Source organism: Pseudoalteromonas sp. TB41 (genome assembly GCF_000497975.1).
GTDB lineage: Bacteria > Pseudomonadota > Gammaproteobacteria > Enterobacterales > Alteromonadaceae > Pseudoalteromonas > Pseudoalteromonas tetraodonis.
On sequence record NZ_AUTH01000007.1, the window covers coordinates 77,748 to 93,568 of the forward strand.

Annotated in this window: 19 protein-coding genes; 8 read left to right on the top strand and 11 right to left on the bottom strand. The window is 37.5% G+C overall.

The window, feature by feature from the left end; translation table 11 throughout:
* Positions 1 to 36 precede the first annotated feature (36 nt).
* Complete coding sequence (locus L641_RS0101200; RefSeq protein ID WP_016899719.1) at positions 37 to 1,854, top strand: DUF4105 domain-containing protein; 1,818 nt, start codon at positions 37 to 39, stop codon at positions 1,852 to 1,854.
* Positions 1,855 to 1,926: 72 nt separating this feature from the next.
* Here the strand turns inward: L641_RS0101200 and dapA are convergent, their stop codons facing one another.
* On the bottom strand, positions 1,927 to 2,844 hold the full coding sequence (gene dapA, locus L641_RS0101205; RefSeq protein ID WP_016899718.1) for a 4-hydroxy-tetrahydrodipicolinate synthase: 918 nt from the start codon (positions 2,842 to 2,844) through the stop codon (positions 1,927 to 1,929).
* A gap of 172 nt (positions 2,845 to 3,016) precedes the next feature.
* On the opposite strand from dapA, the gene L641_RS0101210 reads away from it, so the two are divergent.
* Positions 3,017 to 3,670 (top strand): DUF6058 family natural product biosynthesis protein, encoded by a 654-nt coding sequence (locus tag L641_RS0101210; RefSeq protein WP_016899717.1) that lies wholly within the window; start codon positions 3,017 to 3,019, stop codon positions 3,668 to 3,670.
* 241 nt (positions 3,671 to 3,911) lie between these two features.
* Here L641_RS0101210 and L641_RS0101215 read toward each other — a convergent pair whose 3' ends face one another.
* From L641_RS0101215 to L641_RS0101235, 5 genes are all read right to left on the bottom strand, one after another.
* The gene (locus tag L641_RS0101215; protein ID WP_016899716.1) at positions 3,912 to 4,973 is read right to left on the bottom strand and encodes a DUF3137 domain-containing protein; all 1,062 of its coding nucleotides are present in this window, start codon (positions 4,971 to 4,973) and stop codon (positions 3,912 to 3,914) included.
* A 12-nt stretch (positions 4,974 to 4,985) separates the two neighbouring features.
* The gene (locus tag L641_RS0101220; RefSeq protein ID WP_016899715.1) at positions 4,986 to 5,570 is read right to left on the bottom strand and encodes a LemA family protein; all 585 of its coding nucleotides are present in this window, start codon (positions 5,568 to 5,570) and stop codon (positions 4,986 to 4,988) included.
* A 541-nt stretch (positions 5,571 to 6,111) separates the two neighbouring features.
* Positions 6,112 to 6,399 carry a putative quinol monooxygenase gene (locus L641_RS0101225; RefSeq protein ID WP_024600897.1) on the bottom strand — a complete coding sequence of 96 codons (288 nt, stop codon included), beginning with the start codon at positions 6,397 to 6,399 and terminating at the stop codon, positions 6,112 to 6,114.
* A 66-nt stretch (positions 6,400 to 6,465) separates the two neighbouring features.
* Entirely contained in the window at positions 6,466 to 7,281 is an 816-nt protein-coding gene (gene dkgB, locus L641_RS0101230; protein ID WP_013463211.1) for a 2,5-didehydrogluconate reductase DkgB, read from the bottom strand.
* Between the two features lie 147 nt (positions 7,282 to 7,428).
* Positions 7,429 to 8,601: an MFS transporter gene (locus L641_RS0101235; protein WP_024600898.1), complete on the bottom strand. Its 1,173-nt coding sequence runs from the start codon at positions 8,599 to 8,601 to the stop codon at positions 7,429 to 7,431.
* Between the two features lie 115 nt (positions 8,602 to 8,716).
* Here L641_RS0101235 and L641_RS0101240 point away from each other — a divergent pair, with 115 nt between their 5' ends.
* Together L641_RS0101240 and L641_RS0101245 are read left to right on the top strand one after the other, a co-directional pair.
* Positions 8,717 to 9,604 carry a LysR family transcriptional regulator gene (locus L641_RS0101240; protein ID WP_024600899.1) on the top strand — a complete coding sequence of 296 codons (888 nt, stop codon included), beginning with the start codon at positions 8,717 to 8,719 and terminating at the stop codon, positions 9,602 to 9,604.
* 113 nt (positions 9,605 to 9,717) lie between these two features.
* On the top strand, positions 9,718 to 10,758 hold the full coding sequence (locus tag L641_RS0101245; protein WP_024600900.1) for a metal-dependent hydrolase: 1,041 nt from the start codon (positions 9,718 to 9,720) through the stop codon (positions 10,756 to 10,758).
* Between the two features lie 68 nt (positions 10,759 to 10,826).
* Here L641_RS0101245 and L641_RS0101250 read toward each other — a convergent pair whose 3' ends face one another.
* The 3 genes from L641_RS0101250 to L641_RS0101260 all read right to left on the bottom strand — a co-directional run bounded on the left by L641_RS0101250 (position 10,827) and on the right by L641_RS0101260 (position 13,095).
* Complete coding sequence (locus tag L641_RS0101250; RefSeq protein WP_013463208.1) at positions 10,827 to 11,738, bottom strand: diguanylate cyclase; 912 nt, start codon at positions 11,736 to 11,738, stop codon at positions 10,827 to 10,829.
* Positions 11,739 to 11,742: 4 nt separating this feature from the next.
* Complete coding sequence (locus L641_RS0101255; protein WP_013463207.1) at positions 11,743 to 12,549, bottom strand: alpha/beta hydrolase; 807 nt, start codon at positions 12,547 to 12,549, stop codon at positions 11,743 to 11,745.
* A gap of 276 nt (positions 12,550 to 12,825) precedes the next feature.
* Positions 12,826 to 13,095, bottom strand: a complete 270-nt coding sequence (locus L641_RS0101260; protein ID WP_013463206.1) for a hypothetical protein — start codon at positions 13,093 to 13,095, stop codon at positions 12,826 to 12,828.
* Positions 13,096 to 13,347: 252 nt separating this feature from the next.
* Between L641_RS0101260 and L641_RS0101265 the strand changes: the two genes are divergently transcribed.
* Positions 13,348 to 13,614, top strand: coding sequence for a type B 50S ribosomal protein L31 (locus L641_RS0101265; protein WP_024600901.1), 267 nt, complete (start codon positions 13,348 to 13,350; stop codon positions 13,612 to 13,614).
* A complete protein-coding gene (ykgO, locus tag L641_RS0101270; RefSeq protein ID WP_024600902.1) occupies positions 13,611 to 13,745 on the top strand; it encodes a type B 50S ribosomal protein L36 in 135 nt (44 codons plus the stop codon). Before L641_RS0101265 ends, ykgO begins: the two co-directional genes overlap by 4 nt.
* A 54-nt stretch (positions 13,746 to 13,799) precedes the next feature.
* Here the strand turns inward: ykgO and L641_RS0101275 are convergent, their stop codons facing one another.
* Entirely contained in the window at positions 13,800 to 14,186 is a 387-nt protein-coding gene (locus L641_RS0101275) for an OsmC family protein (RefSeq protein WP_024600903.1), read from the bottom strand.
* Between the two features lie 9 nt (positions 14,187 to 14,195).
* Complete coding sequence (locus L641_RS0101280; protein ID WP_024600904.1) at positions 14,196 to 14,585, bottom strand: cytochrome b562; 390 nt, start codon at positions 14,583 to 14,585, stop codon at positions 14,196 to 14,198.
* A 136-nt stretch (positions 14,586 to 14,721) separates the two neighbouring features.
* On the opposite strand from L641_RS0101280, the gene L641_RS23505 reads away from it, so the two are divergent.
* On the top strand, positions 14,722 to 15,075 hold the full coding sequence (locus L641_RS23505) for a hypothetical protein (protein ID WP_253944038.1): 354 nt from the start codon (positions 14,722 to 14,724) through the stop codon (positions 15,073 to 15,075).
* A 60-nt stretch (positions 15,076 to 15,135) separates the two neighbouring features.
* Positions 15,136 to 15,801 carry a substrate-binding domain-containing protein gene (locus tag L641_RS23510; RefSeq protein WP_253944039.1) on the top strand — a complete coding sequence of 222 codons (666 nt, stop codon included), beginning with the start codon at positions 15,136 to 15,138 and terminating at the stop codon, positions 15,799 to 15,801.
* Positions 15,802 to 15,821 lie beyond the last annotated feature (20 nt).

Genomic DNA, 15,821 nt, shown 5'->3' on the forward strand with positions numbered 1-15,821 from the left:
TTAAAGGGCTTAACAGCCCTTTTTTTTGGTTAAACAATGAAACCTCTATTTTATTTAATTAGTGCTTTTTTATTCATCTCTTTCTCAAGCTCTGCCACGAAATCTATCTCTGTTTTAGCCAAACACCCAATATGGTTGAAATTAGGGCATTACAAAAACCAACCAGCTACCATCAGTTATATTACTAACGCATCATTTTTTATTGCAGATAACGGACGTACTGATCCGGCTGCCGAATTAAAAGCAACAATCCATGCTTTTAATAACCTGCCCTCAATGCCATGTCGCTACCCTGCTCGTTACCAATGGCTCAAAGAGCAAGGTTTAACCTTTTCAATGCCAGCTGCAGAGTGCCCAAAATTAAAGCAATGGCGAGAGCAACAAGCAATTCACTCTGTTAGTTTAGTATTTGCATCTGGTTATATGAGTAATCCCGCATCATTATATGGTCATTTATTACTTAAACTTAATCGCTCGACCGAATCAAAAAACAAATTATTAGATTACAGTATTAACTATGGCGCACACGTTCCAGATAATGAAAACGGCTTGGTGTATATTCTCAAGGGCTTGTTTGGTGGTTATAAAGCCGGTTTTTCAGATCAACTATTTTACCGCCACCAGCATAATTACGGTGAGATAGAATTAAGAGATTTATGGGAATATACGCTTAATCTAAACGAGCGCGACGTGGCTTTTATTGCTAATCACTTATGGGAAATTTTAGGCACTGAATTTGATTATTACTTTGCCGATGAAAACTGTGCATTTCATCTTGCGCAAATTATTGAACTTGTTATTGGCGATCAACTAACCAGCGAAGGCGCTCCTTGGGTAATACCAGCCACTATTTTTTCAAGATTAAACACGGCCACTTACCAAGGCCAATCGGCGGTTAAAAATATCACATTTACCCCCTCGCGCGACACTGTATTTGCCAAGCACGTTCAATCTTTAAGTGAAAAAGAGCTCAGCTTTGCAAAACAAATCTTTGCCGAATCACCTGTACTTAAAAACGAATCGTTTTTAGCTTTGCCAGTACACTCTCAAAAAGCCATTATTGGCGCTTTATTTGAACTCGTACAAGTAAAACAAATTCAAAAGCAAACCCCAGTAAAAATAAGTGAGTTAAAGAATGCACTTATTAAAGCGCGCTTAAAGCTGCCAATGGGCGAAAACAAAGTAAAATTTCAATTTACCCAACAGCCACCACATCAAGGGCAAAAGCCCTCTAATAGCTCAGTTTCTGCGGTGCACACGGCTGAGCAAACACAGTACACTTTGGGTTTTAGGTTGAGTTATTTTGATACCCTTGCCTCTGATATTGCCCGCATTCCATTTTCTAATTTAGAAATGTTAGATACCGAGCTGATGTTTACTGATGGCGAAACTTACATAAACAAAGTTCATTTATTAGATTTGGAGTCATTCAATCCAAACCAATTATCTTGGGCTAATGAATCTAAGTGGTCGTGGAAAATTAATGTTGGATTCGACAGACAACCAGCACTGTGCAGAACCTGTAAACGTAGGTTTGTTATGGGGGGAGCCGGACAAGCTTGGCAATTTAGCAACAACACCTTAGCCTATAGCTTAATTAATGGTTATTTAGGTGATTTAGCTAAAAACAGCCACTTTTATGATTCGTCGGTAGAAGTGGGGGTTATTACTGGTACTGACTCAGGTATTAAACTTAAAGCATCCTACGAAAAGTCATTCTTAAATGCCAAAAACCCTGCGCAAACCAAACTAGAAATGGCAGTGCCTTTAAGCCAAGATATTGATATTAGATTAGCGGTCACTCACGCTAATTCAGCTATGTGGCAGCTTAAACTCAACTACTATTGGCAGTGATATAAAAAAGCAGCCTCTGTGTATACAGTAGGCTGCTTTGAAAATTTAGTATTTAATAAATAGTCTAACAGTTTAAGATAAAATCAAAACCTTACTAATATCCACACACTGCGCTCGACTACCGACAAAATCTTGCTCATTAAGCTGATTAATTAGGGTTTCACCTTGTTGCTGTTGCTCATCGCTAAGCGGCACATAAGGCATTCTAAACACTGGGTTAACCGCGCCTGTCATGATCATCGCGGTGTTAATGGCAATTGGGTTTGGCTCGCAAAACAGCCAGTTCATTAATGGTTGTAATGAATTATTTAGCGCATCATTTTTGCTATCCATTAATTGACGGAACAAACCCGGGATCAGGTTAGACGTAACTGAAATAACGCCATGTGCTTTATGAGTATGGCGTGCATCGTGTGCTTCGTCATCATTACCAGACCAACACGCAATACCCTGTCGTTCATAGTGCGCTATACGCTCATTGCCACCACATTCTTTAACACCAATAAAGTGCTCATGCTGGGCCAGTGGTTCAATAATATCAGGGGTGAGGTCTTGACCTGTGCGCCCTGCTACGTTGTAAATAAACGCCGGACCAATATCAAGCACACGTTTAAAGTGCTCTTTAACACCGGCAATTGATGTGCGCCCGTAGTAAGGGTTAATTTGTAATGAGGCATGCATGCCGCTGGCAAAACCATATTTTGTTGCTTTAATTGCTTCGCGCGTATTATTACTGCCGGTGTTACCTACAATCAGTAATTGCTCACCAAATTTATTGGCACTGTGCGCAATTAGCATTAAGTGCTCTTCCCAGTTCATTAATTGGCCTTCACCGGTAGTGCCACCAACAACTATGCCGTCAACACCCGCTGCAATTTGTATTTCAACGAGTTCATCATACTTTGCAATATCTATCTCACCATTGGCTAAGTAAGGTGTTTTAATTGCAGTAATAAGGCTTGCTTGTTTAATTTGTTCTAGGGTGCGCATAAAAAAATCATTGTTATTAATACTTGCCCTATTTGTACCATATTTACCGCGCTATTTGCAGTGATAGCCAGTATTTAATTATAAAATGGCTTGTGTTATTGAGTTTGATGATACAAAATAAACAACTGTATAAATAAACAGTATTTTGTTTTTTACTATTAAGCGAGCCACTATGCGTTTATCTGACTATTTAAGCACTCACTTTTATCACACTGATGAGTTATGCCAAGCACTCAACATAGACACTGAAACTCTTGAAAATTGGCAAGCACAGAGCATTTTCCCTAAACCCAGTTATTGCATTAAAAATCAAATGAGCTGCAGCTCTTATTCAGGCTTATATGAGTGTGAAGAATACGACGATTATTATCCCCGAGGTTGTGTAAATTGGGGGCAAGGATTAGTTAAACAAAAAATTGAATCATCTAACCAAGCTTTTAATCTGTTTACCCAGCACTATACCCAATGTTTGGCAAAGCTTGCACAGCAAGGCTTTATATTTAACGAAGAATTGTTTGGCTGTGAAATAGAAGAACATTTACAGCAAGTATGGCAACAATTTTTATGCAGCAAATATGGCGTGCTCACCCAAAACGGCTTAATTGATGAAATTGTGGCTGTGGATATTGGCAGATTATTAGTAGACGATATAACCGAACTGCGCAGCAAAGCCAGTTTAGATAAGGATGAGCGCACCCGCATTCATCCTGCTATGAAGCTTTTAAATAAAGCCCTCAGCCATGGCGCCGATCACGAAAAGCAACTCACATTACGTAGCCGCTATATTGATGCTCTTATTTTAAAATACGATTTATCGATTAAGTAAAGGGTCGTGTTTGGCTGAGGAGTTTAGCTATTTAAGGTTGTTATTTGAATGCTGCTAAAGCCCTGAACACATTTTTTGCGCTTTTATTGTTTGCTCAAGCTTGATTGTTTTTAATCCCTATAGCAGTAACGAATTATGTGAGAATATTAACCGTGTTTTAGAGCCCTAAGTTATGGCTATCTTTCTTCTATTCGACATAAATCGATAAGAACTTAGCTGTAGTGGAGCTTTAGGACCTATATTAAGACTTACTGTCCAAGTTATTTTCTTTTGAGACTCTACGAGCTGCCATTAGATCTAGATTCAATTGTTTTGCTATTGATATGAGCAAGGCCAACTCTTGTTCAATAAGTGGTAACGCATTAATTTCAAATGCTGACTGGTCGATCCAAGTTGGCTCTAAGAGGTTTTCTGTATGCCGAATAAAAAATACGGCTTTATTGCCAACAAATTCACATTCAAGTTGAGTAGCATTAACTTTCATAACAAAGGCGTATAATAACGACAGCAGTTGTTCCATCATAACCGGTGTTAGAATATAACGCGCTAAAACCTGATCATTTGAATAAACTTCAAATTTATTTTCAAAGTCGACGTTTTCTAGGGCGACTTTCTCAGTTGCTTTGTTATCTTTAGTGAGCCAGTTTAATACCTTGCCATGATCATGTTTCACAAGCGTATGTGAATTAAAATTAAAAGGCATTGTAAGTAAGACTAAACACCCTTTAAATACTCTATTACTACCATTTTTACTTCTTTTATGAAGAGTTAACTCAGTAAATTCAAATCCAATGTCGTCTATCTTTCCTGTTACGCAGTCTTCAGTTTTTAGATAATCAAAATTAGAAGCAATAGCTAAATTTTTGATGTCGTTTGCTTGTAAATTCGATTTAAGTGAATAAGTAAAGTCGCCATACATTTTCACAAGGATTGGCATTACTTTAAGTTTATAATGACGAACATAATCAAGCGCTGGCTTGTATGCCCATCCGGTTCCGATACAAAAAGATACTGGAATTATATACAAGAAACTACCGTCTTCACCTGCAAATAAAGCAAAAATAGTAATCAAAGCCGCGATAGGCAAAATTACAAAGTTTAGCTGACGCTTACGTTTAATAAATTTTGCATGCAATGACTCACGATTTAGCTCAATTGACTTTAATTGAGGCTTAATGTCATTTTCAAATGTATTTTTTAACTCATCTGATGCATAAGCGTTATTAAGCTCTTTATTTTTTCGCCCAAAGCGTAGTTTAAAAGCATCAAAATAATCAGTGAATTCTGATATTTTATTCAACATATCAAATCCTTATTAAGAATCTAATATGTCTGTGGCAATGACTGGTTGACGTTCAGACTCTGAGACCTCAAAGAAAGCAACAGTTCGAACACCTATTATGCTTGCAATAATATTCCCAGGAAACACCTGAATACTATTTCTAAGTACTCGATTTGCACTATTAAAGTTGCGTCTTGCCGCTGAAATATGTTCTTCGATGTCAGCATAGGTACGTTGTGCATCAAGCATAGTTTTATCTGACTTAAGTTCTGGATAGTTTTCCACAGCAACCATTAAACCCGATAGTGAGTTTTGCAACTGTCCCTCTAATTTAAAACGCTCATCAGTATCATTATTACTACTTGATTGTAATATGTTGCTGCGTAAACGTGTTATCTCTTCAAGCAGCTCTTTTTCATGACTCATAAACTTTTTAGCGATAGCTAAAATATTAGGAATTAATTCTGTTCGCTTTTTCAATTGTACATCTATACCAGAAAAAGCCTCTTGCATCGCATTTCGTTTAGTAATAATTGATACATACCATGCATAAAAAATAACAACAAAAACAACGACAATTGCGATCACAACCCAGTTATTACTGAAAAACTCTGACATATCAATCCCTTGTTAAAAAATAGTCCATCACAAACTTTATAGCATAATTAATTTTAAAATAAAACGTTAAATAAATAACCTGAGATAAATTAACTTTATTAAATGATCCCAACCTAAAAAAGATCCTGAAATTGTTCTACAAAACTTACTATTATTAAACTCTACATTTAATTTCTTGCAATTTGAGAAGGTTAGTTTCAATTTTAAATAAATGTCGTTGCAAAACTTAAATCACAGACATGAAAATGCAAGCTCTTTGTAGTTAAAATAAGTACCAGATTGTTAGGTATCTCCAGTAATCGAAACAATATCATTCTCTTTACTGATATTAATACTGCCATCAAAATAATAGACAATATCTCCAAAAAACACTTCAAGCGTTCTTTCGACTCTTCCGGCGACAGTTCTTCACGCAGAGGATTTGAGTGAGTTGCACTATTATACTTATAGAATGGCTTATATTTGAAGGGAGCATTTGGAAATCATATTAAAAAAAGAGCTGTAACTTACAGCTCCTGTTTTGCTATTAGCCTAGTGACAGTTAACCAATGGTTTTATATACATCAATATTGGTAGAGGTAATAAGTTCACCTACTGCATCACCAAACGCTTTAAAGTGGGGCGCGTTTTTATGGGCTTCAAAATGCTCATTAGACGCCCATTGCTCACTCACTAAATAGGTGGTTTGCTCAGCCTCACTTTTAATTGATAGCTCGTAACGCAGGCAGCCTACTTCTTGGCGCGAAGACTGTTGTAAGTTTTCGAGCTCGGTTAATAGACGCTCTGCATCCCTATTTCCACTCGATAGTGTAGCAATTACCGTTAACATGGGTGTTCCTTGTTTCAAAAATAAAGGTGCAGCTCAACTGCACCTGTTTTAGTTCTGGCTTTTTGGTTATTGATCCCACTGTGGTGCAAAGTCAGGCGTTGCTTGGCGGTCGTTGCAATCAAGGCCATCAATTCGCGCTATATCTTCATCATCAAGTTTTACCTTGTCGTTAAAGTTATCTTCTAAGTTTTTACGCTTGGTCGATGATGGAATTGTGGTCATGCCGTTCGCATTTTCCCATGCAATAACCACTTGCGCTGGCGTTGCATCGTGTTTATTAGCAATATCTATAATGGTTTGATCGTTTAACACTTTACCAACCACAAACGGCATATAGGCTGTTACATGTATGTCATGTTGAGCACAAAAGGCGCGCAGTTTGGTATTGGTTAAATAGGGGTGCACTTCTACTTGGTTAGTAAATATTTCACGCGAGTCTAACGTTTGCATCGCTTCTTTTAAGTTCGCAATAGTGAAGTTTGATACACCTATATGTTTGGTTAACCCTAACTTTTTAGCTTTTAGTAGCTCAGTCAGGTATTCGCTCATAGGCTCATTGTTTGATGGTGCAGGCCAGTGAACTAGCAATAAATCAACCGAGTCAACTTGCAGCTTTTCTAATGACTTTTCTACACTTGCGATAAAGTCGTTTTTATTGAGTTTATTGTTCCATACTTTGGTAGTAATAAATAACTCATCTCTGGGAATATTACTGTCTTTAATGGCTTGGCCAACTTGCTCTTCGTTGCCATAAATTTGCGCGGTATCAATATGACGAAATCCTACTTCTAACGCCATTTTTACAGATTCATAAGCAGTTTTACCTTCTAAACGAAAAGTACCCATACCTAAGTCTGGCATTTCAATTACACGTTGTGTCATAGCTTTATCCTTATTAAATAATTGGTTTAAAATTCAAACGTCGTGTTTACTAAATACACCGATTACTTTTTGATTTAAAATTTCGACCTCATGAAAATACTGAGGTCATTCATTTTTATTTCAAGACTAACCTACATAAGTTTCGCTTTATTTAGCCTGAACATTTTGTTTATCTAGCCTGCCACTGTACCGGGTGACTATTAAAGCCAGCAATGAAACAACGGCGCCAATCCATGCGGTATCTTTTAGTTCCATGTGCTCTACTACAAGGCCCCCCGTAATAGAACCCAATGCTATGCCAATGTTAAATGCTGCTATATTTAATCCAGATGCAACATCGACTGCGTTAGGAGTATGTTGCTGAGCTTGCTTAACAACATAAAGCTGCAAACCAGGTACATTACCAAATGCAAATGCCCCCCAAACTAATATGGTTAATACGGCAGCAACCTTTGACTCCATGGTAAAAGTAAATATCAGTAGAATTACAGTAAGTGCACTAAAAATAATGCTCAGCGCACTGATCGGGCCTCGCTTGTCAGCTAATTTTCCACCCCATATATTACCAACAGCCACTGAGACACCATATACCAGCATAATTATGCCAATTGTTGAAGATGCAAATCCAGTCTGCTGCTCTAAAATGGGGGCCAAGTAAGTAAACGCAGTAAACGTGCCGCCATAGCCTAAAATTGTCATTAAATACACAAGCAGTAATCTAGGTTTAGTAACAACTTGAAGTTGCTCTTTAAAGGTTGCCGGTATTGATTGCTTTAAATTTTTAGGTACTAATACAGCACTTCCAATTAAAGCGATAATACCAAGTGATGACACCACTAAAAATGTAGCGCGCCAACCAAAGTGCTGCCCTATCCAAGTACCTAATGGCACACCCGTTACTAGCGCTACCGTAAGGCCGGTAAACATAATTGCAATGGCGCTAGCCTCTTTATCTTTACTTACTAAGCTTGTCGCTATCATTGAGCCAATAGAGAAAAATACACCGTGAGCAAGTCCAGTTAAAATGCGTGCTATTATTAACGTTTCGTAGCTAGGGGCTTGCCAAGCTAATAAGTTACCCATAACAAATAAGCCCATAAGACTTATAAGTACCACTTTTCGGCTCCAGCGACCCGTTAATGCAGTGAGAACCGGTGCGCCAATAGCTACACCAACCGCATATAAGCTCACTAGTAAGCCTGCTGATGGTAAGCTCACGCCTAAATCGTTTGCAATAGTTGGCACTAAACCCACTATAACAAACTCTGTTGTTCCAATTGCAAATGCGCTTAAGGTAAGCGCCCATAAAGCCAATGGCATAGTTACATCCTCATTTTTAAAATAGATGTACAGTGTGAGTAAAAATGCCTTTGCAATAAATGGCATAAATGGCAAAATACTTTTGTTTATTTTGCAAATATAAATGAGTGAATTTATGCCTGTTCAAGCTAAAACTGAAGATCTAGAAATGTTTATTACCATTGTTGATTGTGGCAGTTTTTCCGGTGCGGCTAGTTTACTTGATTTAAATGTAGCTAAAGTTTCAAGAGCACTATCTCGTCTTGAAAGCAGGCTAAACTGCACATTACTAAACAGAACAACTCGGCGCTTAGAACTGACCGAGGAAGGGCATATATACATAGAATATGCGCGAAAGGCTTTAAACACGCTGCTCTTAGGGGAAGAAACAATAAAGCTACTAAAGCAAGCACCTAGCGGGCACTTGCGTATAGATGCAGCAAGCCCTTTTGTTTTGCATCAACTAGCGCCACTAGTTAATGAGTTTAAAAAGCAATACCCGCAAATCACGCTCGATATTACCTCACACGACAATATTATTGATTTACTTGAGCGCAAAACAGATTTAGCTATTCGCATTGGAGACTTAAAAGATTCAAACCTGCATGCGAGAAAATTAGGCCAAAGTAAATTAAAAATGGTCGCAAGCACTGATTATTTAAAAAATGCGCCACCGTTACAGCAAGTTTCAGATCTTAAAAACCATAACCTAATTGGTTTCAGTGAACCCAATACTCTTAATCAATGGCCCTTAAAACATGAGTTATCACTGCACTTTGATTTAAGGGCTAGCAGCGGCGAAACCATTAGGCATTTATGTATTGCTGATCAAGGCATAGCACTTCTCTCACAATTTATGATTGCAGAAGATTTAGCCAAAAAACGATTAATAGAAGTTTTACCTCACAGCGTAAGTAGCCCAAATAATCGAGAATCTATTTATGGCGTTTATTACAAAAATGAGGCGGTTTCTTCCCGTATCGTTGCATTTTTAGATTTTATACAACCGCGACTAAGTTTATAAATCACTTTTAAATTGAGTTTAAAGAGCAACTTAATGAAATAATTTACATTATTGACGGTTTTAAGATTAAGCTGAGTATAAACATTGCAGTTGCATTATTTAGATGAGGTAGTATGGATTCTTTAACACAAGTTGCGTTAGGTAGCGCTGTAGGGTACGCAGTATTAGGTAACAAAGTGGGCCGCAAAGCGGTGTTATGGGGCGCTATTTTGGGCACTTTACCCGATTTAGATGTGTTTTTACCCTATGGCAGCAGTGTTGAAGCATTTACTTATCACCGTGGCTTTAGCCATTCATTTTTTGTGCACTTGTTAATTAGCCCTTTGATTGTTTGGCTAATTTTAAAAATACACACTGGCATGCAAGCGTATAAAACACGTTGGTTTTGGTTAGTGTTTTTGTGTTTATCAACCCATGCACTATTGGATGCACTTACTGTGTACGGTACGCAATTAATGTGGCCACTTACAGAGCATCCGTTTGCAATTTCAAATATGTTTATTATTGATCCCCTCTACACGTTACCGTTATTAGTAGGGGTTATAGGCACTTTAATACCAAAAATAACCGCCCCAACCGCCTACAAAATTAACGCAATTACGCTCACAGTAAGTACTCTCTATTTATGTTGTTCGCTTATTCTTAAAGTTGTTATTGACGATAAAGTCAACACTGCGCTACAAAACAGAGACATTACTGTCAATGAATACATTAGCACTCCAGCACCGTTTACTACTTTACTTTGGCGGGTGGTTGTGATGTCGGATGGGAAATATTATGAAGGCTATGCATCGGTGTTTGATACACCCAACGAGGTTACCTTAAATGCATACCAAACAACCCCTTCTTTACTAAACGAGATTAAAAATGAATGGGGTGTTAAACGCTTGCAGTGGTTTACAAAAGGGTTTTATTCCGTTCGCGAGCAGCAAGACAAAGTTATTCTCTCTGATTTACGCATGGGCATGGAGTGTGCTTATGTGTTTAATTTTGTTGTCGGTCAGAAAGATGGCTCAGCAATCAGTGTCGGTAATTTTGAAAAAATAAGTCAAAGACCCAACTTAAACAACCTACCTAAAATATGGGATAGAATTTGGCACCCCGATACCGTATTGGCATCGCCATTAGCAAAAAATAATTGTGTAGAGCAATAATACCAACTATAACTGCCATCTTTTGAGTAAACTCAACTCAATACCTTGTTGAGTTTACCTCTATTTAGTTAGGGGTTATCGTATAATTGGGTTCTGTTTTTTCCGCGCTCTTTGGCTTCATATACCGCATTATCGGCTTGGGCAAATAAATCAGTAAACGTCGTTTTCGCAGTACTCAAACTTGCCCCAATACTGGCGGTTACTGGGCGATTACCTACTTTAATTTCAGCAATTAATAAATGCAGCCTTTGACAAAATGACAAAGTATCTGCTTTATTTGTATCTGGCACCATAATTAAAAACTCTTCACCGCCGTAACGAGAAATAAGGTCGGTTTGTCGACCAAAATGTTTAAGACGTTGCCCCAACTCTTTTAAAACTCGATCCCCTTCTAAATGCCCAAAGGTATCATTAACGACTTTAAAATTATCAATATCGATAATTAACAATGCAACCGACTGCTTTGATCGCATAGCCTGTTCGAGTAACAGCACGCTGCGGCAATTCATCTCTCTTCTATTTAATAAATTGGTTAACTCATCGGTAGACGCTAAAGATTGTAAGCGTTCAGTTTGCGCTTCTAACTTTTCCCGTGTTTTAATCAGCTCGTCGTAAAGCTTATCTCGCTGAGTCGCGTTAAAAAAGCTCCAGTATATATAGCCCTTTTCATCAAGCTGAGCATTAACGGTAACGGCCATACGCTCGCCTTGGGCGCTGAGCATAATTAACTGCATTTCTTGACACGCTTTTTCATGCAGTAAGGTAGGAAGCACATAACTTTGTAAAAATATTTTTGATGATTTAGTTATAATTTTATCAACCGACTTGCCAATAAGCTCATTACAATTCCACTGTAATTCCTTTTGAAAATAAGTATTTGCATAAACAATAATGTTATCTGCATTTGTCACTAATGCACCATTTAAAAAGTGATCTGCGGAATAATCAGCAAGCTTTTCATCTACTTTATCAAGTGACATGTGGCTAACTCACAAAATCAAAAATTAAACGGCTGACTGTTTCTGGGTGCGTCATATGAATACAGTGGCCATGCGCACTAATAACCTTAAGTGTTGCATTTGAAATTTCATTCGCTACAAACTCCCCAACAGAAGGCGCGGCTAAAGCATCATTTTCACTTTGTAAAATTAAAGTAGGCTGTTTTATATGTTCAAGTATAAAACGGTAGTCGGATAAAAACGTGGCTTCTGCAAATGTTTTTGCAATAAGGGGATCTGTTGAGCAAAAACTTCCCGATAGTTCCGCTATAAATTCATCTGGATGAGAGTTGCCCATTACTAGAGGCGCTAAATAATTTGCCCAACCAATGTAATTTTTATCCATTAGGTTTAGTAATTCGTGAAGGTCTTGTTTTTCAAATCCACCAAAATAATCAGGGGGTAAATTTAAAAAGCACGGTGAGGGGCACACCATAACCAGCTTAGAAAATAGCTCTGGTTGCTCAATGGCAGCAAGTGCGCCAATGGTGCCACTAACCGAGTGGCCTATAAATGTAATATCGGTAAGTTCAAGTGCGGCACATATTTCTAGTACGTCTTTGGCATACCCATCAAGGGTTGAGTAGCGCTGTTTATTATATTTAGACACATCAGAGTTACCTGAGCCTACATAATCAAACAGCACTAAAGTAAAATGTTGTTCAAGGGCAGGAATAATAAATCGCCACATGTTTTGGTCGCAACCAAATCCGTGAGCCAACACTAAGGTTTTATCACCCTTGCCAATTATTTTGACGTTGTTTCTGCTGAGTATTTCATTTAAATGTTGCATGCTGAATTATCCCTTTCTTATTTCAACTTATTAATGGTAGTTCAACTACGAGCCGAAACTACTATTTTAACACTAAATGTAGTTTAACTTATTATAAACCTTTAAACATCAATTAGTTAGTTGAAAAATAATCAAGGGCAAAGTACATACTATTGTATTGAATAAGTGTAATTAATTATTTCGCTTATCTATAAAAACAATGCCTTTTTAACATTAAATTACAATCATATAGCCAGTGTTAGCATAATGACTAATTAATATGTCTAATACAAACAGTTAGTTTTGGTGCTCATACTGTCCGCGATATACTTCAAATACTTTTAGCACGGTGTGTTGTTCTTTTGAAAGAGAGTCAAACCAGTCATCAAATAACTCATCATCTTCTTGTTCGCTTAATGCTAAATAATGAGCAAGCAATTCAATGATATCGTTATGAGAACATGCGAGTGAGTCAACTTGTTTTGCCAATACACTATGATCGCGCTCCCTAAGAGTGTCCATAACTCCTTGGTCGATTTGGTCCTGTTTCGTTTGAGCGTCACTCATAAACTACCTCTATTCTACGTGTTTAAATTTTTATTATTTTTTTTGCTGAAACTAGTTATAGCAGCCTAAATACTAATAGCCAGTACTTTTGATCTAAGTGCTTATTTTTTGACTAGATTGTGCAAATACGCAGCAATTACGGTGCATTAAAGACTATTTAACCAAAGTTCAAGCTATTTAAAATGATTTGCAAAGGGAAATTAAATGCGCTAAATTAAATGATATACTATCACATAACATTAAAGGCATTTAATGAAACCAAATATTCACCCTGATTACCATGTGGTTGCTTTTCATGATACTGCAGCCGATTCATATTTCATTATAGGTTCAACCATCAAAACCGACCGCACTATCGAAATAGACGGTAATACATATCCCTATGTGCCTATTGATGTTTCATCTGACTCACACCCATTTTATACAGGCAAACAAAAAACGCTCGCATCTGATGGCCGCGTTGCGCAATTTAATCGTCGTTTTAAAAACTTATCTTCGGTTAAAAAGGAAAGCAAATGAAAATATTAAGTTCATTAAAAAGCGCAAAGCAACGACCTGGTTGTCAAATTGTAAAGCGTAAAGGGCGCGTGTTCGTGATATGTAAAGATAACCCTAGATTTAAGGCCGTACAGGGTATGAAGAAAAAATAGTGAGATAAAATAATAATGCCGAGTTTATTACTCGGCATTATTGTTAAAGGGTATTTACTTTACTTCAACAGAAAACTCAGGCACTGCCTGAATAACCTTTTTCACGGTACATGTATTTACAGCAGCAATAAGTGCTTTTTTATATTTATCGGGGAAACCTTCAGGCAACCCAATTTCAATAGAAAAACGTTTTTTACCGTTTTCATCTACATTCTCGTTATTTTGTGTCAGCGTCATGCCGTCGGTTGAGATCTCTCTTTGCTGACAAAATTTACGCGCATAAAAACCAGCGCACAAAACCATGCTAACCAAAAAATAGTCAAATGGTTCTGGGTGCTCTGCCCCACCACCGGCATTGATGCTTTGATCGCTTATAACTTCATGCTCACCAAACTTAGCACTCCACTTTTGACCGTCTAACATTGAAACTGAAATTTCCATTGCTAATCCTTATTTTCCAAACAGTAATTCAAAAAAGCCAGGAGGCTCATGTAATTTATGATATTTTTTACGTAAGTTATCGATGGCTTTAAGTGGTTTTTTTGCAGCTTCGAGTCCCTGCTCATTCGCTACTTTTTTTGCCAACTGGGCTTGAGCCAGTACTTTATCGAGCCCTTGCACCGACTTCTCAGCTTCTTTATAAAATTTGGCTTTCTTACCTTGCTCTATCAATCCAATAAATTGATCGATAGCACCATTAAATTCTTGTAGCTGGGTTGCTTCAACACTTTGTTTATAAGCCAGCCCTATATTTTTCATGGTCTTTTCTAAATCACTTACGTCATTAGCGGCAACTGTTTGACTAAAGAGTAATACTATTAACAATAAAACTGCTTTCATTCATAAATCCTAAAAAAATTAATTGCTGCATACATGCTAAACTTACTGGGGTATTATATAGCATAACGCTTAGATGTCACCACGGAGCTAGTTAGCAAGGTAAAAATCGAGCTTTATAAAATCTATAGAGAAACATATGCCTTTGTTTAAATTATACCGCCTGATAACTTATACCTGCCTGCTATTCAGTAGTTACAGTATTAATGCCTTAGAGATCATATTCATCAATCCTGGCTTTTCAAATTCCATTGAGGCTGAGAGCAATAAAACCGGTGATTTTTGGTTTCATGTTTCTAAAATTATGCAAAATGCTGCCTCTGATTTAGATGTGACATTAACTATAAAGTACGCCAACCGAAATCATATTTTAATGAAAGAGCTGATCCAGCAGGCCATTAACGATAAGCCTGATTATCTGATATTAGTAAACGAAAAAAATGTCACCAGCCAATACCTATCTAAAATAGACAGTAACAAGGTTCCCATTTAATTTTTATTAAATCGCCCTTCCCCTGCGTCTCTCGAGCAATTGCAAACAAATGGCGTCAATGTGGTCGGCAGTATTACCCCTAATAATCGTGTTGCAGGTAAATCATTGATGCAGCAGCTTTATAAAAAGTTTACCAATAAAACAAAAATGCCAGCTCATACATTAGCTTTACTAGGGGATTACACAACCCCTGCTTCCACTTTGCGTACCCAAGGGTTAATGGACTTTTTGGCGCAAACACCCAAAGTAACCTTAACCGCTAAAGAAGTTGCGAATTGGTCTGAACAAGAAGGCTATATAAAAACCATGGCCTATATGCAACTTGCGCCTGAAATTAACATTATTTGGTGCGCTAATGATGCCATTGCGTTTGGTGCTAAAAGAGCATTAACACAACTTAACAAACAATCGCAGGTTATTGTGGGTGGGATTAACTGGGATTCTGCGCCTAATAACGCATACGCGCTTGATATATCGATAGGGGGTCATGTTTTATTAGGGGCTAATGCAATTATAAACTTATTTGATAACCATACTGATTTAAAGCGTTGGCCACTTTTTCACAGCACTAATGATATTTTTCAGCCACTCAACGATACAAATAAGCCTTTATATAATGCAATTAATGCGAATAACCTAGCCGAAATAGACTTTTCGCAGTTTAGTAAAACCCGCCCAGGCAAAGTTGAATTTACTATAGAAAACTTACTACTCGCGCTTGAGTAATGTAACTGTAAAGCCCCTTT